This window comes from Campylobacter cuniculorum DSM 23162 = LMG 24588, assembly GCF_002104335.1.
GTDB lineage: Bacteria > Campylobacterota > Campylobacteria > Campylobacterales > Campylobacteraceae > Campylobacter_D > Campylobacter_D cuniculorum.
Genome location: NZ_CP020867.1, coordinates 459,265 through 482,021 on the forward strand (window position 1 = coordinate 459,265; position 22,757 = coordinate 482,021).

General features: G+C 30.9%; 31 protein-coding genes. 2 read left to right on the forward strand and 29 right to left on the reverse strand.

The annotated features are described in order from the left end of the window. The first annotated feature begins 48 nt into the window (after window positions 1-48). A complete protein-coding gene (locus CCUN_RS02350) occupies window positions 49-921 on the forward strand; it encodes a hypothetical protein (protein WP_125921760.1) in 873 nt (290 codons plus the stop codon). 224 nt (window positions 922-1,145) lie between these two features. After that, window positions 1,146-1,754, forward strand: coding sequence for an HXXEE domain-containing protein (locus CCUN_RS02355; protein ID WP_085296629.1), 609 nt, complete (start codon window positions 1,146-1,148; stop codon window positions 1,752-1,754). A gap of 37 nt (window positions 1,755-1,791) precedes the next feature. On the opposite strand, the gene CCUN_RS09990 is transcribed toward CCUN_RS02355, so the two are convergent. The 29 genes from CCUN_RS09990 to CCUN_RS02495 all read right to left on the reverse strand — a co-directional run bounded on the left by CCUN_RS09990 (window position 1,792) and on the right by CCUN_RS02495 (window position 22,178). Further along, window positions 1,792-1,938, reverse strand: coding sequence for a hypothetical protein (locus tag CCUN_RS09990; RefSeq protein WP_232087702.1), 147 nt, complete (start codon window positions 1,936-1,938; stop codon window positions 1,792-1,794). A 344-nt stretch (window positions 1,939-2,282) separates the two neighbouring features. Beyond that, complete coding sequence (locus tag CCUN_RS02365; protein ID WP_027305954.1) at window positions 2,283-2,702, reverse strand: HXXEE domain-containing protein; 420 nt, start codon at window positions 2,700-2,702, stop codon at window positions 2,283-2,285. A gap of 236 nt (window positions 2,703-2,938) precedes the next feature. Beyond that, window positions 2,939-3,352: an rRNA maturation RNase YbeY gene (ybeY, locus tag CCUN_RS02370; protein WP_027305955.1), complete on the reverse strand. Its 414-nt coding sequence runs from the start codon at window positions 3,350-3,352 to the stop codon at window positions 2,939-2,941. Next, window positions 3,352-3,966 (reverse strand): recombination protein RecO, encoded by a 615-nt coding sequence (gene recO, locus CCUN_RS02375; RefSeq protein ID WP_027305956.1) that lies wholly within the window; start codon window positions 3,964-3,966, stop codon window positions 3,352-3,354. Before recO ends, ybeY begins: the two co-directional genes overlap by 1 nt. Before the next feature lie 4 nt (window positions 3,967-3,970). Next, window positions 3,971-4,492: a cysteine hydrolase family protein gene (locus CCUN_RS02380; protein WP_027305957.1), complete on the reverse strand. Its 522-nt coding sequence runs from the start codon at window positions 4,490-4,492 to the stop codon at window positions 3,971-3,973. 14 nt (window positions 4,493-4,506) lie between these two features. After that, window positions 4,507-5,265 carry a PP-loop family protein gene (locus tag CCUN_RS02385; RefSeq protein ID WP_027305958.1) on the reverse strand — a complete coding sequence of 253 codons (759 nt, stop codon included), beginning with the start codon at window positions 5,263-5,265 and terminating at the stop codon, window positions 4,507-4,509. Continuing rightward, window positions 5,262-5,948, reverse strand: a complete 687-nt coding sequence (locus CCUN_RS02390; RefSeq protein ID WP_027305959.1) for a 5'-methylthioadenosine/adenosylhomocysteine nucleosidase — start codon at window positions 5,946-5,948, stop codon at window positions 5,262-5,264. The genes CCUN_RS02385 and CCUN_RS02390 overlap by 4 nt, the downstream gene beginning before the upstream one ends. Continuing rightward, window positions 5,945-6,868 (reverse strand): ACP S-malonyltransferase, encoded by a 924-nt coding sequence (fabD, locus tag CCUN_RS02395; protein ID WP_088245180.1) that lies wholly within the window; start codon window positions 6,866-6,868, stop codon window positions 5,945-5,947. The genes CCUN_RS02390 and fabD overlap by 4 nt, the downstream gene beginning before the upstream one ends. Further along, window positions 6,865-7,422 (reverse strand): FKBP-type peptidyl-prolyl cis-trans isomerase, encoded by a 558-nt coding sequence (locus tag CCUN_RS02400; protein ID WP_027305961.1) that lies wholly within the window; start codon window positions 7,420-7,422, stop codon window positions 6,865-6,867. The genes fabD and CCUN_RS02400 overlap by 4 nt, the downstream gene beginning before the upstream one ends. Before the next feature lie 22 nt (window positions 7,423-7,444). Further along, on the reverse strand, window positions 7,445-8,377 hold the full coding sequence (locus tag CCUN_RS02405; protein ID WP_027305962.1) for a tetratricopeptide repeat protein: 933 nt from the start codon (window positions 8,375-8,377) through the stop codon (window positions 7,445-7,447). Between the two features lie 3 nt (window positions 8,378-8,380). Further along, entirely contained in the window at window positions 8,381-8,869 is a 489-nt protein-coding gene (locus CCUN_RS02410) for an OmpA family protein (RefSeq protein ID WP_027305963.1), read from the reverse strand. An 89-nt stretch (window positions 8,870-8,958) separates the two neighbouring features. Next, window positions 8,959-10,167, reverse strand: a complete 1,209-nt coding sequence (gene tolB / locus CCUN_RS02415; protein ID WP_027305964.1) for a Tol-Pal system protein TolB — start codon at window positions 10,165-10,167, stop codon at window positions 8,959-8,961. A 16-nt stretch (window positions 10,168-10,183) separates the two neighbouring features. Then, window positions 10,184-10,957, reverse strand: a complete 774-nt coding sequence (locus tag CCUN_RS02420; protein ID WP_027305965.1) for a TonB C-terminal domain-containing protein — start codon at window positions 10,955-10,957, stop codon at window positions 10,184-10,186. A gap of 1 nt (window position 10,958) precedes the next feature. Continuing rightward, on the reverse strand, window positions 10,959-11,342 hold the full coding sequence (locus tag CCUN_RS02425) for an ExbD/TolR family protein (RefSeq protein WP_027305966.1): 384 nt from the start codon (window positions 11,340-11,342) through the stop codon (window positions 10,959-10,961). Next, entirely contained in the window at window positions 11,335-11,901 is a 567-nt protein-coding gene (locus CCUN_RS02430; RefSeq protein ID WP_027305967.1) for a MotA/TolQ/ExbB proton channel family protein, read from the reverse strand. The genes CCUN_RS02425 and CCUN_RS02430 overlap by 8 nt, the downstream gene beginning before the upstream one ends. Further along, complete coding sequence (gene atpC, locus CCUN_RS02435; protein WP_027305968.1) at window positions 11,898-12,290, reverse strand: ATP synthase F1 subunit epsilon; 393 nt, start codon at window positions 12,288-12,290, stop codon at window positions 11,898-11,900. The genes CCUN_RS02430 and atpC overlap by 4 nt, the downstream gene beginning before the upstream one ends. Next, window positions 12,287-13,690, reverse strand: coding sequence for a F0F1 ATP synthase subunit beta (gene atpD, locus CCUN_RS02440; RefSeq protein ID WP_027305969.1), 1,404 nt, complete (start codon window positions 13,688-13,690; stop codon window positions 12,287-12,289). The genes atpC and atpD overlap by 4 nt, the downstream gene beginning before the upstream one ends. Window positions 13,691-13,712: 22 nt before the next feature. After that, a complete protein-coding gene (atpG, locus tag CCUN_RS02445; RefSeq protein ID WP_027305970.1) occupies window positions 13,713-14,597 on the reverse strand; it encodes an ATP synthase F1 subunit gamma in 885 nt (294 codons plus the stop codon). Between the two features lie 8 nt (window positions 14,598-14,605). Then, a complete protein-coding gene (gene atpA, locus CCUN_RS02450; RefSeq protein ID WP_027305971.1) occupies window positions 14,606-16,111 on the reverse strand; it encodes a F0F1 ATP synthase subunit alpha in 1,506 nt (501 codons plus the stop codon). A gap of 15 nt (window positions 16,112-16,126) precedes the next feature. After that, window positions 16,127-16,648, reverse strand: coding sequence for a F0F1 ATP synthase subunit delta (locus tag CCUN_RS02455; protein ID WP_027305972.1), 522 nt, complete (start codon window positions 16,646-16,648; stop codon window positions 16,127-16,129). Next, window positions 16,648-17,157, reverse strand: coding sequence for a F0F1 ATP synthase subunit B (locus CCUN_RS02460; RefSeq protein WP_027305973.1), 510 nt, complete (start codon window positions 17,155-17,157; stop codon window positions 16,648-16,650). Before CCUN_RS02460 ends, CCUN_RS02455 begins: the two co-directional genes overlap by 1 nt. A 3-nt stretch (window positions 17,158-17,160) precedes the next feature. Continuing rightward, the gene (locus tag CCUN_RS02465; RefSeq protein WP_027305974.1) at window positions 17,161-17,586 is read right to left on the reverse strand and encodes a F0F1 ATP synthase subunit B family protein; all 426 of its coding nucleotides are present in this window, start codon (window positions 17,584-17,586) and stop codon (window positions 17,161-17,163) included. A 79-nt stretch (window positions 17,587-17,665) separates the two neighbouring features. Continuing rightward, window positions 17,666-18,508: a ParB/RepB/Spo0J family partition protein gene (locus tag CCUN_RS02470; RefSeq protein WP_027305975.1), complete on the reverse strand. Its 843-nt coding sequence runs from the start codon at window positions 18,506-18,508 to the stop codon at window positions 17,666-17,668. A 4-nt stretch (window positions 18,509-18,512) separates the two neighbouring features. Next, entirely contained in the window at window positions 18,513-19,298 is a 786-nt protein-coding gene (locus CCUN_RS02475) for a ParA family protein (RefSeq protein ID WP_027305976.1), read from the reverse strand. Next, on the reverse strand, window positions 19,295-19,948 hold the full coding sequence (locus CCUN_RS02480; RefSeq protein ID WP_027305977.1) for a biotin--[acetyl-CoA-carboxylase] ligase: 654 nt from the start codon (window positions 19,946-19,948) through the stop codon (window positions 19,295-19,297). Before CCUN_RS02480 ends, CCUN_RS02475 begins: the two co-directional genes overlap by 4 nt. Next, complete coding sequence (gene fmt / locus CCUN_RS02485) at window positions 19,911-20,822, reverse strand: methionyl-tRNA formyltransferase (protein ID WP_035175875.1); 912 nt, start codon at window positions 20,820-20,822, stop codon at window positions 19,911-19,913. The genes CCUN_RS02480 and fmt overlap by 38 nt, the downstream gene beginning before the upstream one ends. A 59-nt stretch (window positions 20,823-20,881) precedes the next feature. Continuing rightward, window positions 20,882-21,043, reverse strand: coding sequence for a hypothetical protein (locus tag CCUN_RS09720; protein ID WP_157258354.1), 162 nt, complete (start codon window positions 21,041-21,043; stop codon window positions 20,882-20,884). Beyond that, window positions 21,024-21,929 (reverse strand): hypothetical protein, encoded by a 906-nt coding sequence (locus tag CCUN_RS02490; RefSeq protein ID WP_174564651.1) that lies wholly within the window; start codon window positions 21,927-21,929, stop codon window positions 21,024-21,026. Before CCUN_RS02490 ends, CCUN_RS09720 begins: the two co-directional genes overlap by 20 nt. Before the next feature lie 42 nt (window positions 21,930-21,971). Next, window positions 21,972-22,178, reverse strand: coding sequence for a hypothetical protein (locus CCUN_RS02495; RefSeq protein ID WP_027305979.1), 207 nt, complete (start codon window positions 22,176-22,178; stop codon window positions 21,972-21,974). Window positions 22,179-22,757 lie beyond the last annotated feature (579 nt).

Below are 22,757 nucleotides of genomic sequence, written 5' to 3' on the forward strand. Positions count from 1 at the left end.
AGCGAAATAAAAACAACCTTTAAGTGAGTTTTTACTATGATTATTTTTATGAAAGATTTAAGAGATGAAAGTGTTTATCAAAAGGCAGTTTTACAAGGTGTGATTTTAATTTGTCTTTGTTTGATTAATCTTTATTTTGCTTTGATTTTTTTGATTTTAATGTTTTCTATTCAGCTTGATTATAAAAAAAGATTTAAAAAAACGCTTTTAAGACTTGAAAATTTTAAATTCAATGAAAAATTTAAAAAAATGGCAATTTTTATCAATCACAAAACAAATCGCTTTGATTATAAAAATGATTTTTTAAGCTTAGGACCTTGTTTTATTCAGGCTTTAGAGCTTTATAAGCAAATGTTAGAAAAGGATTTTAAGCAGGAAGGCTTTTTTATTCATTTAAAAGAATTTTCTTATTTAAATGAGGATTTTAAAGAAAAAAATATTTTTTTAATTCAAAAATATCAATATAAAATGCAGAATTTAAAAAACGCATTTTTTAAAGATAAAAAAGATTTTATTGAGGCAAGAGCATTAATTGATTGCGATTTTTTTAAAAAGCTTTTTAAAATGGATTTTGATTTTGAATATTTTGAAAATATCAGTCAATTAAGAGCTTTTTTATCAAAGCAAGAATTTTTAAATTTAGTCTTTTTTTGTCAAATTTTAGGGACGCAAACAAATCATATTAATTTAATTTATAAAGATAAAAAAGGGCTTTTATGCATCAATACAGCCCAAGCAAATTTTAAAAGTCCTTTTGAAAATATTACAGAGCAAACAAGTGATAAAAAAGCCTTTGAAATCATTGCTAAAAATTATTTAAATGACCCAGACGATGCCGTGCAAGGTTTTATTTTGTATTATCCTTTTGTTTTAAAAGAGGATTTATACAAGGCTTATAAAATTATTTATAATTTAAAATAAAAGTGAGATTAAGACCCAAAAAAGTAGAGATTTTTAAAAATTAAGCAAATGAAATCTTTAAAGTAAGCAAAAAAGCAAAGTTTTTAACACAGATAAAATACGCAAAGCTTTTAAAAACAAAACTCATTTTTTGCAAATTTTTAAAACGGATTTTTTTAAAGACTCAATTTTAATCTTCGCTCAACATTTTTCTTTATAATTTGTCTATCATAAAATGGGGTGTCATGGTAAAATTTATTAAATATTACGCTTTAGAAATTTATACGATAATTTCAATGTTCATTCTTGTTGTAGCAGGAATTATCGGTGATTTATCCCTTATTCAAAAATTTGTTTTAGTGTATATTTTCTTATTTGTTTTACACGAATGGGAAGAAATGAAATATCCCGGAAGCCTTACAAAATTAATTGCAAATATGCTTGGAGTTGATATTAATATTGAGCAAGAAAGAGCAAGCAGAATTCCAACAAGCATTTTGCTCTTAACATTTACAATAACACCTTTTATTTTTCACAATTATCCGATAACCATTTTACCACTTGCCTTTTTAGGACTTTTTGAAGGTCTTGTTCATATTTTTTTCATAAAACTTTTTAAATGTCCTAAATTCTATTCTCCCGGAATGGTTACAGCGGAAATTCAAGCCATAGTTACAATCATATTATTTGCATATTTGATTGAAAATAATATTTTATCGGGTTTTGATTATTTAATAGGTGCATTAGTAATGTTTGCTTGTTTTATAGTAATGCAAAAAACTTTAACAACAATGATAGGTTATAAATATAGTGATGTTTATAAAAATCTCAAAAAACAACTTGTTAAAAGATAATATAAAATTTGTTGTTATTTGAGAATTTAGAGTTAATTTATCTTGCTTTCAATATCAGTGGCTTTAAAACGGGGCGAAGTCCGTCATTACAAGAGCAAATTGCAACATATGGAGTTTTTATCCATTCATTAAAAAAAGTTGTTTTATCTGCCCTATGAGAAAGTGCAAATACATATTGATAAATTGCTTTTTAAGCTTCATCGCAAAAACCATCAGCTTTGCATAGTTCGCTAAATAAGTTTATCCTTCTTTGTGAAAAGGGCAGATGGATAAGCCTTCAACCCCGTATTTATGAGCCAATTCTTTCTGAAATGTAGTTTTTAAAATCGTAATTTTAACTTTTTTTATAAATTTATTGCAACTCTTTTTTCATTTTAGGAACTAAATAACAAAAGCCGTATATCATCATAGAAGCTTGAGCTAAAACACCTATAACTATGCTGATAATATTGATTTTTGTTGATACTAAATTGTTTGATAAGAAATACCAAATGGTATAAATTCCTATCGGTATATTAAATAATACACTTACAACAAGCCCGGGTTATATTTTCTGTTAAATTTTAAAAACATTACCACGTGAGTAAATGCATTCAAATAAGAAAAATAAGCACACCACAAACCCCACTTTATACCAAAATAGTGAGCAAGTATTGCAGATAACGGCATTAAAAGATATACAAGAGGAATATTTATCCAAAAAGACCCTGCTTTTGTTAAGGGATAATCTCCGCTATCAGATTTCATCATATTATGGTTAAAGTATTCTAAAAATCCGCCGGGTAGAATATATTCTTCAAATTCGTGAAACCAATACACAACGATTTGTAACCATATAAGATAAAGAGGATAGCTATAATCTTTTACATACAAAAAAATGAAGATAAAACCATATAAAGCTAAAAACGGCGTTGCCTTCATCCAATTATCATACAACCATTTCAACATAATAATTTAACCCTTTTAAAATTATAATTATTATAACAAAAAACAAGATTATTAAAATTCTAAAATTAGTGTTAATTTTTTGTGAAATTTCAAAACGAACTTTTCCAAAATAATCGATAACGCAAACAGGCTCATTGATTTCACCTTCAGCTCAATAATTCACTTTGCAAAACTAAACTACACCTCAAATAAAAATCTTACTTTGAATTTAAAAAAATTAAATTTTTAAAATGCTCTTAATCAATTTGAGTTTCACTTCGCATGATAAGGCTTTGTGGAAGTTTAAAAAATTCAATCCATTCTTTTTCTGTTTGTCTCATCTCGCCATTATCTGTTTCATGATCAAATCCAAGCAAATGAAGCATAGCGTGGATGAAAAGCAAGGAAAGTTCGTCATTAAGACTATGTCCTAATTCTTTTGATTTTTCTTTTGCTAAATCAAGATTGATAGCAATGCAACCTAGCGGTAAATGTTCATCAATATTTTCAAGCGGAAAAGAAAGCACATCTGTGCTTTTATCTATCCCCCTTTGTGTTTTGTTAAGCTTTTTCATTTCTTCGTCATTGATAAAAACAAGCTCTATATCCTTAGGACTTAAATTTTGTGCAATTTTGTCTAAAAATTCGCAAGGTTCCTCGCAAAGTATCATCACAAACCCTCTTTAATCAAATGGTAAAGTTTCTCTATCTCTTCATCTTCGAAGATGCTTGAGTTTTTATTTTCGTAAAATATTTTTAATTTGTCTTTTTGAAAAGCATATCCTAAAGCACAAACATTGTGAGCAGGTAAGAAAGCCCTTAAAAGCGTAACTTCTCTATCAATTTTTTCATCACAAGAAAAACAAATAAAATCCTTATGAAGTCTTCCTTCAAATTCTAAAATTTGTATGTAAGCGTCGATAATCACACGTTTTGGATTTTGTTTTAAAAATTTTTTAGCACATTCATCTAAAAGCTCGAAATAAAAATTATCAAGCTCATCAATGTCTTTTAAATGAGCGTATAAAAGGCGGATAAATTCTTGCCACAAAAACATTTTTTCCCTCTGTGTTATCCATAAAAAGCCCATATGCAAAACATCTTTTAAACGCGGTAAAAAACTTGGATTGTCTTCTGTTGCAAAGTCTATTTTATAACCATTTAAAATGCTTGAATGTCTCAAACCATAAAAACGATAGGTTTTTAAAACCTTATTTTTACTCAAAATATAAACAATCAAATCCTCGTCTTTCACCCTTTGAGTGTGTAAAATAAAACCTTGCATCAATTTACCAAATTTCTACACCAAAGGCTTTAAGCAATTCAAAAGCAGCATTTTGCAAATTTTCATCAAAACTCGCGGTAGCTTTTTGATGCAAAATCAATTTGGCATTAAGATTTGCATTGAAGGCTAAAAGGATATTGTGGAAGACACAAATATGAGAAACAAGTCCACAAAAGTGAATTTCCTCATAAGAATTTTCGGCTATGAAATTTGCAAATTCTAAGCTTCCAAAGCTGTTTTTATAAAAAATTTTTCTAGCTCGAGGTATAAATTCCTTAAATGCATCCGGCATTTGCCAACCCCAAGTATCTTTAATACAATGTTTTATGGGCAACATTTTACCTTCTTTGCTTTGCAAATATTCTTTAGAATGTGTGTCAAAGGTTATAAGCAAATCCGTTGTTTTGAAATTTAAGGTTTTGAGTAAATCGCGTATATTTTCTTCAATCAAAAGAGCTTTTTGAAAGCCTAAACTTCCGCTAATAAAATCATTTTGATAATCTATGATTACAAAAGCTTTTTTCATCGTTGTTTTAAATTTCAGCCCATTTTTTGCAGCCAAAAGCTTTCTTGATGCAAATTTGAAAAGGCTGTTTTTAGGCTTGTAAAAAGCTTTGGATTGTCTTTTTCAAGAGAGGCGAGAATTTGTTTGGCTTCTTCTCTAGCGTGTGGAAATTTCACATTTTTTTCACTCAATTTCATGCCCGGACAAAATTCATTACCTATGACTTCAAGTTCATTGATTAAAGCATTGTCTTTTAATTGTCTCTCACGTACAAAAATTAAAGGTCTGATCACAACCACCCCTCTTTTACTCCTATAAATAGGTGCTAGAGTGCGTAAAGAACCATTATGAATGAAATTCATAAAAAAACTTTCCGCAGCATCATCTAAATGATGGGCAATGGCAAGTTTATTGAAACCTTCTTTGAGTGCATAAGTGTAAAGAGCACCGCGTCGCATTCTTGAAAAATAACTGCAAAAACTTGAATTTTCTCGTATGGTCTCGCCTGAAAGTTCATAGATGTTTGAATCAAGGATTTTATGATTAATTCCATGTGTCTTACAATGTGCATGAAGTTTGGAATAATCTTCACCCATACCATAACTAAGTGTTACAGCCTCAAATTCAAAATCAAAAGGAGCGTGTTGTTTCATCCTTTGTAAAAGATGAGCTAAAGCCAAAGAATCTTTACCCCCGCTCAAACCTAAGAGCACTCTGTCGTTTTCTTGAATGAGTCCAAATTTAGCATTGGCTTGTGCAACTTGACGAATGAGCTTTTTACTAAGATTTATCATAGTTTTTCACACATTTTAAGGATAAAATCAGCTGAAATTTTAGCAGATTTTGCAACAAATTCATCAAAATCGAATTCGGCTTTCTCTCCCGCTTTATCACTCATAGCCCTTAAAATGAAACAAGGAATTTTCAAAGCATCACAGACCAAAGCCACACTTGCACCTTCCATTTCACAAGCATCAGCTTTAAAAATTTCTCGTATTTTTTCTTTTTTAGCTTCGTTACAGATGAATTCATCTCCGGTTGCTATGATTCCCTCTTTAATCTTTATGCCTAAATCTTTAGCCGTTTCTAAGGCTAAAGCATTGAGTTTTTCATCGGTTTTAACAAAAATTTCATTTCCCGGAACATAACCTAAAGGATGTCCAAAAGCAGTAATATCTAAGTCATATTGCACGAGTTTGCTTGCATAGAGCAAATCGCCTATTTCTAAATCTTTATTGAAGGCTCCTGCAACACCGGTAAAAAGCAAAGTTTGAGCCTTAAATTTTTCTATCAATATACTTGCACTAAGAGTGGAATTGACTTTACCGATTTTTGAATAAGCTAAAATCAATTCGTGTTTTTTGTAATTTGCAAAATAATAGGTATTATGAGCGTATTCTACGCTTTTATAATCTTTGAGTGTTTCAAGTAAAGGAGTGATTTCTTCAGGCATTGCACCAAGTATTGCAATTTTCATTCGTTTTCCTTTAAAAAAGAATCAAGCTCTTTTAAATTTGTCAAACTCCAAGTATTTTTAGAGGTGATTTTTTTATTCAATCCCTTTAAAACACTTGCTCCAAATTCGATAAAACCTTCGATTTCATTTTCTATATTTTTAATGCTTTGTTTATAAAGAACAGGTTTGATAAGCTGCTCTCTAAGTAAGGACATGGCTTCATTTTTATTGTGATAAATTTTTGCATTCACATTAGAAATAACAGGTGCAAAAGTAGGATTTAAAATCTTTTCAAGCTCTGCACTAAGCTTTAAAGAAGCATTTTCTAAAAGCGGACAATGGCTTATAACATTCATATTTAAAAGCATAGTTCTTTTTGCTCCCTTGTCTTTAAAATCATTTTCTAAGCCGAGCAAATCAGATTTTAATCCAGCAACGACAATCTGCCCATCACAATTATAATTTGCTGCATAAATTTTTTTTTGATTGTTTCTAGCTTGTATGCAAAGTTCTTCTACAACTTCGTCTTTTAAACCTAAAATAACCATCATTGCAACCTCAATCCCACGACAATCCTCTTGCATAAATTTTCCTCTTTTATGCACTAATTTGATGGTTTCTAAAAAATTTAAAGCTTTGCTGATTGCAAGGGCTGAAAACTCGCCTAAAGAATGCCCTAGAGCAAATTTAGGTTTTAAATCCGGTTTTTTTTCAAGTAGAGCACAATAGCACATTAAAGAATTTAAAACAATGGCAGGTTGAGTGAATTCACTCTTGTTTAAATCTTCATTTTGACTAAAAAGCAAATGCTTAAAATCGATTTTACAAAAATCACTCGCCTCTTCTAAAAGCTCTTTTGCTCTAGGCGAGTTTTCGTAAATTTCTTTACCCATTCCGACATTTTGAGAACCTTGTCCCGGAAAGATAAAAGCATACATCAATGGCAACCGCAGCCTCCGCCTCCGCTACAACAACCACCACCGCTATTTTCATGATCATGGGCATGACCGCTACAACCACAACTATGGCTTCCTGCAATAATACCTGTTAAAATTTCATCTTCACTTGCAAGTCTGCTGTCTATGATATTCAAAGAAAAGAGTAAGTCTCTCCCTGCATAAGGATGATTATAATCAATCGTTACATCATTTTCTCCGATTTCTTTAACGCTTACACGTACAGTTTCACCATTTTCTCCTTCACCAAAAAGCTCCATTCCTATTTTTAATTCAATTCCTGCAAATTGTTCTTTAGGTAAAGTTTGAATGGCACTTGCATCATATTCTCCTAAGCCCTTTTCTTTTTTGATTAAAACATCAGCATTACTCGGACTCTCAAGTTTCATAATCTCTTCTTCTAAGCTCTCTAAAATTTGCCCCTTTCCAACGATGAAAGAAATAGGCTGTGTGTAAAGATTTGACTCTAAAACTTCATTGGTATTAGCATCTTTGAGTTCATAAAACATTGATACAACATCATTTTTTTGAATTAGCATTTTTTCTCCTTTATTATTTTTATTATTTACGATTTGGTGAAGCTTTCGCTTCAGGTGAATTCGGATAATTTGTTTTCAAAGCTTTATAAAAACCATTTGCACTTTTTGTATCACCGATTTTGTCTAAAGAAATGGCTGTATGATACAAAAGTTTTGGAAAATAATCTCCTTTTGTGCTAATCGCAGAGCTTTTCTTATAAAAAGAAATGGCGTTATTATAATTTTTTTGTTTATATTCTATCTCTCCTAGATAGAAATGAGCCCTTGCAGGTTTGTATTGATTTTTTATTAAATGATTGAATTGTTCTTCAGCTTGTGTGAAGGCATTTTTGTTTAAATTTTCTATTCCTAAAGCTAAAATTTCATTATTTTTTTTCTTTTTCCAAGTTTCATCGATTTTTTCTTCAGTATTTATTTTCTGTTCAGTGCTTTCTTCAGTCAAATTTTCATCTTTATTTAAATCATTTTTTACAGCCGAGTTTGTTTTTTTAGAATGGTTATTATCTTGTAATTCTTCTTTTGAAACATAATTTGCATTAATAGAATCCACTAAAGAACTAAGTTCTGTTAGAACTTTCTTGATTTGATTGTGATTTGTTTCTTGAATTTTCCTACTTTCTTCAACATAAGCTTTAAGGCTTTGAATTTCTTTGCTTAAATTATTATCTATATTTTCTTGTTCAAGTTGTGAAAGTCTAGAATTAGATTTAGAATATTGAGAATTGATACCTTCAAGAGTGCTTTGCAATCCCTCTACTCTCTCATTTATTTCATTAATTTTCGCATTAATTTGTATATAGTCATTGCTTAATTTGTCTATTTTTTCTTTAAACAGCTTCTCATTTCGGGTTAAGCCGTAAGAAGAATCATTCGCTAAATTTCCAGCATCAAAAGCAGAATTTTCTGCATAAAGAAAAGTAGCTCCGAGTAGAGCTACTAAAATAGTTTTTTTCATTAATTATCTTGCTAGTCTGAATTCAGCACGACGATTTTGTGCATCACAAGCTTTAGTTTTTTCTGTACACACAGGATTTGTTTCTCCATAACTTTTTACAGAGATTCTATCTGCATTAACACCTTGCACAGATAAAGCTTCTTTTACAGCTCTAGCTCTCTTTAAACCCAAAGCTTGATTGTATTCATCAGTTCCCCACTCATCGCAGTTTCCTTCGACTACAAAACTTATGCCACTAGCTTCATTATTGAAGAAAGCTGCATTATTTTTAATGACATACTGCATATCTGATCTTATATTGAATTTATCAAAATCAAAATATACTTTTTCTACCCCATTGATTTGTCCATCGGCACCAAAAATATCACTACCTCCGGTTCCACCTCTTCGTTGATCAACACTACTATCACCACTTACACTTGTGCTTTTTGTGCTACAACCACTAATGATTACCGCAAATGCTGCAATCGAAGTAAAAAGAATTTTTCTCATTGAATACCTTTCTGAAAAGAAATTAATTTAAAAATTTTACAGATTATAGCTAAATTTTTTATAAAAATCAACATAAAATTATAAATTTTTTACCAATCTATGGATTGAATTTTTCCAACTTTAAGCGGAAAATAAAAGGTTTTATTCGCATTGACACGAATAACTCCTAAAGCACTTTGTGCTCCCAAATATTTGATAAATACTATACTTCCGCCATCGCTTGAAAAACGTGGAAATAAATTTTTACCATTTGCACTAAGCTGTCTTATATCATCGCTCTTAATGGACATTAAATAAATATTGAAAACACCTGCTTGATTGCTTTCACGGCTTGAATAGACTAAAAAATCTTTATAGGTTGAAACAGCTGAATTATTTTTGCCATGAAAAACAACTTGCTCGGCATTTGTATTTCCTATATTTTGCATAAAAATATTAGGATAACCTAAGCGATCTGATACAAAAACCACCTTTGATTCGTCTTCGCCGATAAAATTAGCATTAACATCTATACCAGAATAATTTGTCATTTTTGTTAAATTTTTAGAATTTAAATCATACAAATATACATCAGGTTGGTCTTGCGGTGCCATAGTGATAAGGATTTTATCCCCATTTTTATTCACATCACTTGCCACAACCATACCTCCACTCGAAAGAATTTTGCTTGCTTGATTTGTTTTTAAATCATAGCGATAAAGTGTTGGCATTTCGTGATCATATGCAGTGTAGTAAAAGGCACTTTGCTCCTCGTTAGCCCATTTAGGAAATAGATTAAGCCCCCCACTAATAATAACTTTTTGGTAAGTTAGTGTATAATCTGCCATAATGATTTGACTTTGTTTTGGACCATTTGTTCTTGCAATTAGGATTTTATGATCCATCCATTCAACCGGTGCAAGTGCGAGAAAATTTACAGATTCTTTTACGCTTTTGTGAGCTAAAAAAGGATATTGTTCTATATTATTAAGGGTATAATTTTGACTTGATTTTTGCTCACCACCTGCTTTAATTCTGACGTTTAAACTCAAGGTATTTCCGTTTCTAGCTAAGTCATATTCAAAGGTATAATTGAAATTTTCACTTCCTTCACTTACAACCTCAAAATTAGAGCTTACCTTCAAATCATTAACCAAGATATTATAAAAACTACGTTTTAAATTTGCATCGTTTAAATTCGAAGTATCCTTAACGATAATTTTTGGTAAAACCACTCCTTTATTGATAACATCAATCACAGGATCTTCAGCCCAAGCAAAAGCTAAAAAAATAAAAAACAATAAAAAAAATTTTTTCATCTGTTCTCCTAAAAATTTATTGTGCAACCACAACTTCATCACCTAAATTCATTGTAATATTTACAAGCTCTGCCTTAGGTGGATTTGCGATAAATTTACCATTTTGATTTTGTAAAAAGTCTAAAACTTTCTCATCAAAAGCTGCATTATGACTTTTCTCCACAGAAGTATAACCAAATTTTCCGTTACTATCGATAAAAATTTTAACCACAACTCTTAAATTTCCTTGATAAGGGTGATAAAGTCTCCATCTTTGTTCAATAATCCTTGTTACCCTCCCTAAGAATTCATCATAAATTCCTGTGCGTTGGCTTTGTGTACTGCTGCCTTCATTGTTTGATTTTTCAGCGATAAGATTGTCATTAAGTTGTTTTACAAGCTCACTCGCAGCAGTTTTTGGTGCCGAAGTTTTTGGTGTTGATTGTGCAGAAGATTGCACTTTTGTCGTTTTTTCATCTTGAATCTCTTTAACATTTCCAAACAAAGCATTAAAATCTGTTGCTTTTTGATTGACATTTTCAGTTTTAACAGCTTTATTTGTTGTTTCTTTAGCGATTTTTTCTGTATCGTTTTGCAAAGGAGAGGGAGTTTTTTCTACAATTTTTTGTTCGTTTAAAATTTGTTTTGATGGTTCGGCAAACTCAATATCTATAAAACTATCTTTTAAATCTGTGTATTTAATGCTTGGTGATTCAAAGATTACAATTCTAAAAAATACAAAAGCTACAACAATGAAATAACTCAGCAAAGCAAGTAAGAAAGATTGAGTATTGGTGATTCCGTATTTCATTTTATTCAGTTTGTAAAGCGACCTTGTTAAAGCCTAAATTTTTAATATTTCTTAACACAAAAATTACATCGTCATATTTTAAATTTTTATCTGCTCTTATAAAAACAGGGTCGTCAAGATTGAATTGAGATTTTCTTTGAGCAAGATTATCTGCAAAACTTAAGAAATCAAATTTATCTTGATTGATAAAAATTTCTTTATTCGCATTAATACTTACAATAAGACTTTTAAGGGTTGGGCTACTTGAAGTTTTTTGAGAGCCTTGAGGAAGATTGATTTTTTCTTCATAGGTGATACTTGGTGCTGTAACCATTAAAATTGCGAGTAAAACGAGCATAATATCCACTAAAGGTGTGATATTAAGTTCGGGTTTTTCATCAAGCATTTGATTCCTTATTGGAGCTTAAAACTTTAATTTCACTATCGATAATACTGATAAGTTCATAGGCTCTTCTTTTGATGATAAGATGAAAAGTATAGGCAGGAATGGCAACTAAAATTCCACAACCTGTTGCAATCAAAGCTTCGCTGATTTTAGGTGCAATGATACCTAAAGAAGTTTGAGACCCTAGCCCTCCAAAGGTTTCAAGTATAGAAATAACCGTCCCAAAAAGACCTATAAAAGGCGAAGTTGAAGCAATGATACTCAACCAAGTCAGACCAACAGAAGATTTTCTATTCGCAAGATTTTTATAAATTTCTAAACGAGAAAGACTATAATCCGTGCATTTTCTAAGTATAGAATCGCTTTGACTGATGTCTTTTTCTCCTAAAAGCAATCTTTCTAAGCTTTGTTTTTCTTTACTTTTCCAAATTGCTAAATAACTCATTCTTGCAAAAAGTATGGAAAAAGAAAGGATAAAATATAAAGAAAGCCAGATTAAAACAATATAAGTAATGGGGCTTGAATCATTAAAAAAATGAAAAATAGCCTCAAAATTCATCCGCTTGCCTTTATATCGTCAAGTTTTGAAAGAGTTGCAGCTAAAGCGACATTATCTGAACTCATAGATTTGATTAATTCTTTGGCTTGAGAGAGATTTTTTTCTATTTCACTTTCACTACTTCCTGATATCCAAATTGCTCCTTTGGCTAAAACGACGATTTTATTTTCATCTACTTTCGCATGTCCTCCATCAATAGCAATTAATTCGTGTTTTAAATCTGCTTTTTCTATGGTAATTACGCCAGATTTTAAAGAAGCAATCAAGGCAGCATGTCCTTTCAACACTCCAAATTCGCCCTCGCTACCGGGTAGGGTAACTGATTGCACTTCTCCTTTGTAGATGACTCCAATGGGCGTAACAATTTCAAAATCAATTAAACCATTCATTTTGAACCTTTAATCTTATCCGCTTTTGCAATCGCCTCATCAATATTTCCAACCATATAAAAAGCATTTTCTGGTAAATCATCATATTTACCCTCTAAAATTCCTTTAAATCCTGCTATGGTTTCTTCAAGAGTGATGTATTTACCCGGACTTCCTGTGAAAACTTCAGCAACGAAAAATGGTTGCGATAAAAATCTTTCTATTTTTCTCGCTCTTTCAACGGTGAGTTTATCCTCTTCGCTCAACTCGTCCATACCTAAGATAGCAATAATATCTTGCAAATCTTTGTATTTTTGAAGCACAGATTGAACCCCTCTTGCAACTTTATAATGCTCTTCGCCAATGATATTAGGATCAAGCATTCTTGAAGTCGAATCAAGAGGATCTACAGCAGGATAAATTCCTTTTTCTGCGATAGCACGATTTAAAACCGTTGTTGCATCTAAGTGGGCAAAAACGGTTGCTGGAGCTGGGTCTGTAAGGTCATCGGCTGGGACATAAACAGCTTGAACTGAAGTGATAGAACCTTTTTTGGTTGAGGTGATTCGTTCTTGGAATCGTCCCATTTCACTTGCTAAAGTCGGTTGATAGCCTACAGCTGAAGGAATTCTTCCTAAGAGAGCTGACATTTCAGAGCCTGATTGAGAAAATCTAAAAATATTGTCAATAAACATAAGCACATCAAGACCCATTTCATCTCTAAAATATTCGGCCATAGTAAGCCCCGTTAAAGCAATGCGATTTCTAGCCCCCGGTGGCTCATTCATTTGTCCATAACAGAGAGCAACTTTATCCAAAACATTGCTTTCTTTCATTTCATTATAGAGATCATTTCCCTCACGTGTTCTCTCTCCAACTCCTGCAAATACAGAATAGCCACTATGTTTAAAAGCGACATTATGGATAAGCTCCATAATAACAACGGTTTTCCCAACACCTGCACCACCAAAAAGTCCTACTTTTCCACCCTTTGCATAAGGAGCTAATAAATCAACAACCTTAATACCCGTTTCAAAAATTTCGCTCTTGGTGCTTTGTTCTTCAAAACTTGGAGGATCTCTATGAATAGACCATCTTTTATCAAAATTGACTTCTTCACCTTCGTCGATTAAATCGCCCGTTACATTAAAAATTCTGCCTAAAACTTTTTCCCCTACCGGAACATTGATAGGACTTCCTAAAGCTTGGACTTCAAGTCCTCTAACCAAACCATCTGTCATATCCATAGCAATAGTTCTTACGCGATTATCTCCTAAATGTGCAGCAACTTCTAAAACAAGTCTATGTTTTTGTCCTTCTCTTTCAAAATTTACCATTATAGCTTCATTAATCTTAGGCAAATAGTCGTTAAAATCTACATCAACTACGGGACCTAATACTTGTGAAATTAATCCTTGCATTGTTATTTTCTCCTTAAATTTTCTATTTCATAGACTCAACACCACTGATTATCTCAATGAGTTCAGTAGTAATGGATTCTTGTCTGGCTTTATTATACGCTAGATTAAGCTCTTTGACTCTTGTTTTTGCATTATTTGTTGCATTATCCATTGCTTGCATTCTAGCACTGTGTTCAGCAGCTAAAGAATCAATTAAAGCATAATACATATTATACTCAAAATAAGTTTTCATCAAATCTTCTAAAATATCGCTCCCTTCAGGTTCAAGCTCTAAAAGCGAATTTTGCCCTTTTTCAACTTGTTTTGGTTCAACGGGAATGATATGATTAATCCTTAATTCTTGAGTGATCATATTTTTATAGCCATTGTGTATTAGGATTACTCCATCGGTTTGTCCATTTAAATAATCATTGACAGCAGCTTGAATGACCATACAAGCTTTTTCATAATTAGGGCTTGAACTTAAATGCAAATATTGTTCTAAAAGCTCTATCTTTTGAAAACTAAAATAATCAATCCCTGTTTTTCCCACAGCCCTTAAACGAATATTAATATTTTTGTTTTTATAATCACTTAAAAATTCACTCACTGCCTTAAGAGTTTTGATATTAAACCCTCCGCAAAGCCCTTTGTCTGCAGTTATAAAAATCAAATCTATATTTTTAATTTGTTTTCTTTCATGAAAAAGGCTAAATCGCGTGTCTTCTTCATTATGAATCACTTTATTAAGCTGGTATGAAATTTCACTTAAAATTTCATCAATCTTTTGTGCATAAACTCTAGCCCTTTTAGCTGCTTCCTCTGCTTTTTTGAGTTTTGCAGTAGAAACGAGTTTCATTGCATTTGTAGTTTTTTGCGTGTTATGGACGCTTTTTATCTTTCGTTTGATTTCTTTTAAATTAGACATAAAAGACCTTATAAATGATTTGCTTTAAATTCATCAATAGCTTTAGTTAATTTTTCTTCTATATCATTATCTAAAGCTTTTTTAGAGCTAATTTGCTCAAAAATCTCTGGATATTTTGTTTGAATAAAGGTGTAAATTCCCTCTTCGAAATCCTTAATTTTATCCACTGCAATATCATCTAAGAATCCCTTAGTTCCTGCAAAAATCAGAACAACTTGCTTTTCTGGTGTGAGCGGAGAATAAGGAGCTTGTTTTAAAACCTCTACCATTCTTTGTCCTCTTTCAAGTTGTTTTCTGCTTGCTTCATCCAAATCACTTGCAAATTGAGCAAAAGCTTGAAGTTCTCTGTATTGAGCTAAATCAAGCCTTAAATTTCCTGAAACTTGCTTCGTTGCTTTAATTTGAGCTGCACCGCCCACTCTTGAAACTGATAAGCCTACATTGATAGCTGGACGAATTCCGCTGTTAAATAAATCTGTTTCAAGGAAAATTTGCCCATCGGTAATTGAAATAACATTAGTTGGAATATAAGCTGAAACATCTCCAGCTTGAGTTTCTATAATAGGTAAAGCAGTCAAACTCCCTGCACCGAGTTTATCATTTAATTTACTTGCTCTTTCAAGCAATCTTGAATGCAGATAAAAAACATCACCCGGATAAGCTTCACGTCCGGGAGGACGACGTAAAATAAGACTCATTTCACGATAAGCTACAGCATGTTTGCTTAAATCATCATAGATGATTAGGGCATGTTTTGAATTATCTCTAAAATATTCTCCCATAGTTACACCTGCATAAGGTGCGAGGTATTGCAAAGCAGCTGGGTCACTAGCACCTGCATTGACAACAATTGTATAATCCATAGCTCCGTGCTCTTCAAGTCTTTTAACCACCTGTGCTACCGTGCTTTGTTTTTGACCGATAGCAACATAAATACAGATGACATTTTGCCCTTTTTGACTGATAATGGTATCTATTGCAACAGTTGTTTTTCCTGTTTGTCTGTCCCCGATGATTAATTCTCTTTGTCCTCTACCGATAGGTACAAGGGCATCAATTGCTTTGATTCCTGTTATTAAAGGTTCATGGACACTTTTTCTTGCCATAATACCCTTTGCTTTTTCTTCAACAAAGCGAAATTCATTAGCGTCTATTGGTCCTTTAGCGTCTATAGGTTCTCCTAAAGCATTAACAACTCTGCTTACTAAGGCTTCACCCACAGGAACTTTAAGAAGTTTTTTGAGTCTTTTAACTGAACTGCCTTCTCTTAAATCTACACCTTTACCAAGTATTACGATACCTACGCTACTTTCTTCAAGATTAAGAGCCATACCTTTTTCGCCATTTTCAAACTCGACCATTTCTCCAGCCATAATGTTTTTTAGACCATAGACTTTGGCAACTCCATCGGCAACAGAGATGATTTTTCCGGTTTCTTCAATCTCTAAATTTAAATCAAAATTTTCAATTCTTTCTTTAATTATGGAACTGATTTCATCAGCTTTAAATTTCATTCATATACTCCTTATTTAAATATTTTTTAGTATAAATTCACTTATCTTATTTTGAAGATCTTTCATAGAAAAAGATATTTCATAACCTAATTCTTCTAAAGTGATTTTAACACCTTTGTCTTGATTTAATTGATTTTTTAATTTAATTTTAGCATTCAATCTAGTGCTAAGTTTATTTTCTAATTCTTTAAGTTTTTCTTCATCTAAATTTTCTTGAGTATAAACCACGCCCAAATAAGTTTTTTCTTTATAGGATATTTCTTTTTCAAGTTCTTTAACGATTTGTGGAATATAAGAAAGTCTTGAATTTTCAGCAAGAAGTTTTAAAAAATTTTTAAAGTTTGGACTCATTTGAGTGAAAAATGAATGGATTAATTCTAATTTTTTATCTTTTTTAATTTGAGTGGATTCTATTAAAGTTTTGAATTTCGGTAGAGTAAAAGCTGAATTTAAAACACACAAATTATTATAAAATTCATTCATATCTGCTCTTGGTGCAACGGCTTTAGCATATTTTTTAGCAATTAAATCATTCATTAAGACACCTTTTTAACCATAATATCAACGATTTCATTTTGTTTAAGTTCTATTGTTGAATCATTAAAAATCTCAATAATGAGCTCTGAAACCACTTCTTTTTCCATTTTTCTTAACTCATAATTTTTATGTTCTTCAAAATGTTTGTCAAGCAATTCAAGTTCTTCTTTTGCTTGAGTTTTAATTTTAGCACTTAAAATTTCTGCCTCTTTTTTGGCAGTGATTAAAGCACTTGAAGCACCTGTCTTAACCTCTTCAAGTTTTTTTACGGCATTAAATTTTTTATTTTTACTTTCTAAAAGTTTTTTCTGAATTTCATCGAGTTTTGAAGAGATTTTTAAAATACGATTTTTGTAAAAATTCTTTAAAGGCGTTGCTATAAAATAAAGTAATATAGCAATAAAAATGACAAAATTAATCGTTCTTGGTATGATGTCATAATCCTCGCCCCCTGAAGAAGCTAAAGCGAATAAAGGTGTTAAAATAGTAAGATAAATTGATTTTTTCATAGCTTAAACCTTCCTAAGGGCATTTTGCAAAGTTTGCTTGAGCTCGGGCAAATGTGCTATCAAGTTCTTTTTTAATTCTTGCTTTTGATTTTGTAAATCCGCATAAAAAATAGCCGTTTTCTTCTCAAGTTCTTCTTTTTTTATTTTAAATTCTTGTTCCACTTCTTGTTTAGCTTGTTTAATTGCTTCTTGTTTAATCTTTTGAATTTCTTCTCTTGTAGCCCTTTGAATTTTTTCAAGTTCGTCATTGACTCCCAAAATTTCTTGTGAATTGTCTTTAACTTTCATTTCATCATTTTTTATAGAATTGTCTCTATCGTCCATAAATTTCAAAAGAGGTTTGTAAAATATAGCATTTAAAATAACAATCATGGCTAAAAAAATTGCTCCGGTTGCTAACATTGTAGAGACATTCATATCATCAAACATAAAATATTCCTTCTATTGTTAATTTAATTATAGTTCTTAATATATTTTTATAACTTATAATACCATAAAAAGATTCAATTTAATCTAAAATTTTACTGAATTTCTTAATTTTATCAATACTTGTTAAATAAATAGTAAGTTTTTCTTTTTGATTTTTGCATTCAAAGCCATATTGAGCTAAAATTTGTGTTATTTTTTTCATTTCATTTTCAAATTCAAAATGGGAATTTAAAGAAAATTTACCTTTATTTTTTATTTTTTTAATCATTTTTTCTGTGTCATGGACATTGAGTTTTTGTCCTAAAATACTATCGACCACCATTTCTTCATCTTTTTTATCTAATCCTACTAAGACTTTGGCATGTCCTTGAGAAATTTTACCTTGAGCAATAAAATCTTGAGTTTTTGGATTTAAATTTAAAAGCCTTAGGGTATTAGTAATTTGACTGCGACTTTTGTGAAGAATGTTGGCTAAATTTTCTTGAGTGATTTTATGCTCTTCAATCAAGCTTTTATAGGAATTTGCAAGTTCAATTGGATTTAAATCTTCTCTTTGGATATTTTCAATGAGTGCAAATTCTCTTAATTTCTCTTCTTGGGCATTAGAAATGAGAGCTGCAATGGTTTTTAAACCTAAAATTTGACTGGCACGTAATCTTCTTTCACCTGAAACTAAAATGAAAAAATCATCTTTTTTAAGCACTACAATAGGCTGGATAAGCCCGTATTCTTCGATAGATTTTGAAAGTTCATTAAGGGATTTTTCATCAAAATATTTTCTGGGTTGGAAAGGGTTGGGTTTGATTTTTTCAATAAGAATTTCTCTGACCTGATTTTTATCAAGTCCTAATTCTTTCGTATAAACAGCGTCCATATCTCCTAAAAGCTTACTCAATCCTTTACCTAAACCACCTTTTTTCATTATTTTATCCTAAAATTGAATGGGCTAAATTTTGATAGGCTAAAGAACCCGGAGATTTTATATCATAAAGTATAATAGGTTTTCCAAAGCTTGGGCTTTCAGCAAGTTTTACATTTCTTGGAATAACTATAAAATCTTCTTCATTGCCATTAATTGTAAAAAGTTGTTTTTTGAAATTCTGCTTTAAATCCTCAACCACATCTTTAGAGAGATTATTTTGAGAGCTATACATTGTAGGTAAAAAGCCTCTTACTCGAAGTTTAGGATTGATAGTCTTTTTGATAATTTTTATAGTGTTTAAGACCATAGCCACGCCTTCAAGGGCATAAAATTCACATTGTATAGGAATAATCACGCTATCACTTGCTGCAAAAGCATTAATGGTAATACTTCCTAAAGCAGGAGGAGAATCTATAATGATAAAATCATATTCGTCAATCACTTCTTTGAGTTGATTTTTAAGCACCATTTTTCTTTGGCTATCCTCGCCCTTAGCAAGTTCTTGTTCTATTCCTACAAGTCCTATATTTGAAGGAGCTAAATGAAGTTTGGGTAATTCGGTTTTTAAAATAATATCTGAAAGTTTTTTTCTATTGATAAAAACGTGATAAATATTGTATTCGTAATTGTTTCTATTAAAGCCAAGTCCTGTTGTAGCATTTGCTTGAGGATCAACATCTATAAGCAAAACTTTTTTTTCTGCTACCGCTAAAGAAGCTGCTAAATTAACAGCCGTGGTTGTTTTACCGACTCCACCTTTTTGATTTGCTATTGTGATAACTTCACTCATCTTAAACTATACACCCTTTTATTCTCTAATAAAATCGACCCATCTTCATACAAAAGAGCATTTTCTAAAGGAATTTTTTTGCCCTCGTGACAGACGCTAAATTTTTTTGATTTTTCAAATTCTAGCATATATTTTCTAAAAATATTCTTCCATGATTTTTTTTGTTCTAAAATTTCTAAAAACTCTTCCACTAAATCTTTAAGGGAAATTTTTATATCGAGCAAAGTGGTGTTTTTAGGAGCAAATTTCAAATTAAGCCCTATGCCACCGATAATAAAATCTTTTATTTTTGCACTGATGATTCCACCCGCTTTTAAATCTTTAATATACAAATCATTAGGCCATTTAAGCCAAATTTGTGAGCCTTTACTCTCTAAAATTTCTTTAAGCAAATAAGCAAAATAAATACTTGCTGAAGCTAGAGGCAAATCTTGAGGCAAATCATCTTGTTTCATGCAAAAAGATAAATGTAAATTTCCTTTTGAACTCTGCCAAATATTATCTTTACTTCCAACCCCATTTGTTTGTTCTAAAGCATAGATTGCAAAATTTTTGTCTGTTTCGCCCTTGCGGATTTTTTCACATAAAAATAGATGAGTGGAGTCTAATTTTTCAACGCAAACAATCTCCATTTTTAAGCCTTTTTCCATTTAAATAACTTCTTGCATCAATAGGTTTTTTCCCACTAGCTTGAAGTTTTTTAATTCTTAAAGTTCCTATTTGACAAGCAAGTAAAAAACTTTCTTTTTCAAGTTTTAAAATCTCTCCAATCATTGAATGTTTTTTATCATCAAGAAATTCTAAATCTAAAATTTTTAAACCATTTTCTAAAAAAATTCCCGGCCAAGTAAAAAAAGCTAAGAATTTTTGATAAATTTCTCTCGCATTGTTAAATTCAATCAACCCATCTTCTTTTTTAATCTTTTTGCAAAATGTCGCTTGATTTTCATCTTGAGGAAGAGGGATGAGTTTATGAAAATTTAAAAGAGTATCAACGCATAAGTTCGCCGCTAAATTCGCTAAAAGTTCAAAAACTTCTTCGGAATTTTTGTTTTTAATATCACATTCTTGACTTTGTAAAATTGCTCCTGTGTCAAGTCCTTCGTCCATAAGCATAGTGCAAACTCCGCTTTTTTCCTCTGCGTTTAAAATTGCACTTTGTATGGGGGATGCTCCACGATATTTTGGAAGCAAAGAGGCATGTAAATTGATGCAAGGAGCAAGGTTTAAAATGCTTTTTGGTAAGATCTTCCCATAAGCTGCTACGATGATAAAATCAGGCTTTAATGAATCAATTTGCCTTGTTATGCTTTCATCCTTTAAATTTTTCGGTGTAAAGATAGGAATGGATGGAAAATTTTGCATTAAAAAAGCCTTAGTATGGCTTGGGGTAAGAATTTGTTTCCTCCCTACGGCTTTGTCTTCTTGAGTGTAAAGAGCTAGAATGTTAAAGGATTTTAAAAGTTCTTTTAAGATTGTGGTTGCATAAGATGGGGTTCCCATAAAAACGATATTTTTTTGCATAAGCTCACTCAAAAATTTAAATTGAGAGTGATTATAACGCATTTGAAATTAAATATAAATTATACACTTAAATCAGTTTGAGAAAATGCTTGAGTGAATTTTGTTTTTAAATCTGGTTTTTGGCTGTTTTGATAAGCTTGTGCAATCTGCTTTTTATCTCTAAGTTTTTCTAAATCTGCACGAGTAAGATGGGGATTATTTTCAATCAAAGCCCAATTCATTGAGTAGTTCTTCTTTTTCATCAATATTTTTTTTATCTGAAGTATAAATGACCATATTGTTTGATTGCGATTGTGATGATGATTGTGGTTGTGAAAATTTTTCCAAACCTATATCCTCATAGTATGAGCGCATTTGATTTAAAGTATTATTTATAGGATTAGACCAAAATATATTATAAGGATCAACAACTAGGGTGATTTTTTCTTGTTTATTCTTTTCACTTAAAAGCTCATTTAAAGATTGAACAGCCCAATTCTCATAACCTTCTATGTCTGTTTTACCTTTAGCGGCGTATTCTAAACGCGTGATTTGTCCATCAAAATTTCTATCGCTTTTAATGCTTTCATTGAGTAAATCTTCTACGCTTAAAGCTTTATTTTCAACTTGAGAAGAAACGTAACCCTCTGTACTTTTTGCTTCTCTTAAAACTACAGCTTTATAAGAATCGATTAAATTTTGATTTTCAGCCCTATCTTTAACAGAATTTTTTAAAGACAAAAACTCGTCGTTCTCTATGCGTCCATTATGATCTCTATCGGCAAGTAAAAAATCACGTTTATAAAGTATGTCTTTATACCAACCTTCTACAAAGGCTCCTGCCTTTCCACTTAAGGCTGTGCTTCCATCTTTAAGGTTTAAAAAATCATTTTCACCAAAATGATTTTTTAAAAGTTCTAAACTTTCATCGTTTAATTTTAAAGAAAACTGCTTATTGTCACTAAAAAATTTAACAAAATGACCATCAGTATTCAAGCTTTGGTTTTTATTAAGAGTGAAATCTTCTTGCTTTCTTATGACATTTTTCGAAGGCATTGCACTAAAAACCGCTACATCTTTAGTTTTGTAAAAAGTATTGACAGCTATAGCAAAAATTCCCATTCCCATGAACTTTCCTTCAAAAATTAAATTTTTTAAGCTCAAAGATAATCAATAATACACTACACAAACAGGCTCACCATTTACTCTAATATTAGGCAAAGCAAGGCAATTATAATCATCTTGAGGCACTAAATCGGATTTGCAACTATCTTGATTGAATAAATTTTGCAAAGAGCAAACATAAGGGTCATTGTAAGCAAAAAGACCGCTTACAAAAAATCCTACGAGAATAAAGCTTTTTAGATATTTTTTCATCTTCTTACCTCCGCTCCTTAAGAGTAAGCATGATTATATCTTATATAATATAAATTTAATCTTAAAATATTCCCTAAATATTTATAAATATCATTTGCCTTTATCTTTAAAGATAATCAATCATTTGCAAACACTATATCTTAATGGTATATTTCTGTATATATGCAATTAATTTTTTAATTATGTTAAATACTGTAAAGATGCAAGTTGAAATTTCAAAAATTATTTCAAAGAATTTAAAATTCCGCTCCTTTCACAAAAATCTTCCATAAAACACCCAAAAATAAATTCAATTTTCTAAAAACCCTTCATTATTTTATAAAACTTTAAGCATTTTAAAGTATAATTCTAGCTTTACTTTGCAAATTTTACTTTCGCAATAATACAAAATGTTTTATTTTTTAAATTAAGATTAAGTGGGATTTCAAAGCTGTTCTTTGAATTATTATTGTTAAAAACACAAGCAAGTTATAAACAATTTTACTGAACTTGTTAAAGCATTGTTGTTTTAAATTTCTTTAAATATTTTAAAGCTTAAGTTTCAAGTCTCAACTTGAATGCTTTCCGTCTTGAATTAAA

Bases quoted from the DNA above. Each gene is read 5' to 3' on its own strand.
- CCUN_RS02350 (WP_125921760.1), top strand. From the start codon at position 49: ATGAAAGATTTAAGAGATGAAAGTGTTTATCAAAAGGCAGTTTTACAA.
- CCUN_RS02355 (WP_085296629.1), top strand. From the start codon at position 1,146: ATGGTAAAATTTATTAAATATTACGCTTTAGAAATTTATACGATAATT.
- CCUN_RS02365 (WP_027305954.1), bottom strand. From the start codon at position 2,702: ATGTTGAAATGGTTGTATGATAATTGGATGAAGGCAACGCCGTTTTTA.
- ybeY (WP_027305955.1), bottom strand. From the start codon at position 3,352: ATGATACTTTGCGAGGAACCTTGCGAATTTTTAGACAAAATTGCACAA.
- recO (WP_027305956.1), bottom strand. From the start codon at position 3,966: ATGCAAGGTTTTATTTTACACACTCAAAGGGTGAAAGACGAGGATTTG.
- CCUN_RS02380 (WP_027305957.1), bottom strand. From the start codon at position 4,492: ATGAAAAAAGCTTTTGTAATCATAGATTATCAAAATGATTTTATTAGC.
- CCUN_RS02385 (WP_027305958.1), bottom strand. From the start codon at position 5,265: ATGATAAATCTTAGTAAAAAGCTCATTCGTCAAGTTGCACAAGCCAAT.
- CCUN_RS02390 (WP_027305959.1), bottom strand. From the start codon at position 5,948: ATGAAAATTGCAATACTTGGTGCAATGCCTGAAGAAATCACTCCTTTA.
- CCUN_RS02400 (WP_027305961.1), bottom strand. From the start codon at position 7,422: ATGCTAATTCAAAAAAATGATGTTGTATCAATGTTTTATGAACTCAAA.
- CCUN_RS02405 (WP_027305962.1), bottom strand. From the start codon at position 8,377: ATGAAAAAAACTATTTTAGTAGCTCTACTCGGAGCTACTTTTCTTTAT.
- CCUN_RS02410 (WP_027305963.1), bottom strand. From the start codon at position 8,869: ATGAGAAAAATTCTTTTTACTTCGATTGCAGCATTTGCGGTAATCATT.
- tolB (WP_027305964.1), bottom strand. From the start codon at position 10,167: ATGAAAAAATTTTTTTTATTGTTTTTTATTTTTTTAGCTTTTGCTTGG.
- CCUN_RS02420 (WP_027305965.1), bottom strand. From the start codon at position 10,957: ATGAAATACGGAATCACCAATACTCAATCTTTCTTACTTGCTTTGCTG.
- CCUN_RS02425 (WP_027305966.1), bottom strand. From the start codon at position 11,342: ATGCTTGATGAAAAACCCGAACTTAATATCACACCTTTAGTGGATATT.
- CCUN_RS02430 (WP_027305967.1), bottom strand. From the start codon at position 11,901: ATGAATTTTGAGGCTATTTTTCATTTTTTTAATGATTCAAGCCCCATT.
- atpC (WP_027305968.1), bottom strand. From the start codon at position 12,290: ATGAATGGTTTAATTGATTTTGAAATTGTTACGCCCATTGGAGTCATC.
- atpD (WP_027305969.1), bottom strand. From the start codon at position 13,690: ATGCAAGGATTAATTTCACAAGTATTAGGTCCCGTAGTTGATGTAGAT.
- atpG (WP_027305970.1), bottom strand. From the start codon at position 14,597: ATGTCTAATTTAAAAGAAATCAAACGAAAGATAAAAAGCGTCCATAAC.
- atpA (WP_027305971.1), bottom strand. From the start codon at position 16,111: ATGAAATTTAAAGCTGATGAAATCAGTTCCATAATTAAAGAAAGAATT.
- CCUN_RS02455 (WP_027305972.1), bottom strand. From the start codon at position 16,648: ATGAATGATTTAATTGCTAAAAAATATGCTAAAGCCGTTGCACCAAGA.
- CCUN_RS02460 (WP_027305973.1), bottom strand. From the start codon at position 17,157: ATGAAAAAATCAATTTATCTTACTATTTTAACACCTTTATTCGCTTTA.
- CCUN_RS02465 (WP_027305974.1), bottom strand. From the start codon at position 17,586: ATGTTTGATGATATGAATGTCTCTACAATGTTAGCAACCGGAGCAATT.
- CCUN_RS02470 (WP_027305975.1), bottom strand. From the start codon at position 18,508: ATGAAAAAAGGTGGTTTAGGTAAAGGATTGAGTAAGCTTTTAGGAGAT.
- CCUN_RS02475 (WP_027305976.1), bottom strand. From the start codon at position 19,298: ATGAGTGAAGTTATCACAATAGCAAATCAAAAAGGTGGAGTCGGTAAA.
- CCUN_RS02480 (WP_027305977.1), bottom strand. From the start codon at position 19,948: ATGGAAAAAGGCTTAAAAATGGAGATTGTTTGCGTTGAAAAATTAGAC.
- fmt (WP_035175875.1), bottom strand. From the start codon at position 20,822: ATGCAAAAAAATATCGTTTTTATGGGAACCCCATCTTATGCAACCACA.
- CCUN_RS09720 (WP_157258354.1), bottom strand. From the start codon at position 21,043: ATGAATTGGGCTTTGATTGAAAATAATCCCCATCTTACTCGTGCAGAT.
- CCUN_RS02490 (WP_174564651.1), bottom strand. From the start codon at position 21,929: ATGGGAATGGGAATTTTTGCTATAGCTGTCAATACTTTTTACAAAACT.
- CCUN_RS02495 (WP_027305979.1), bottom strand. From the start codon at position 22,178: ATGAAAAAATATCTAAAAAGCTTTATTCTCGTAGGATTTTTTGTAAGC.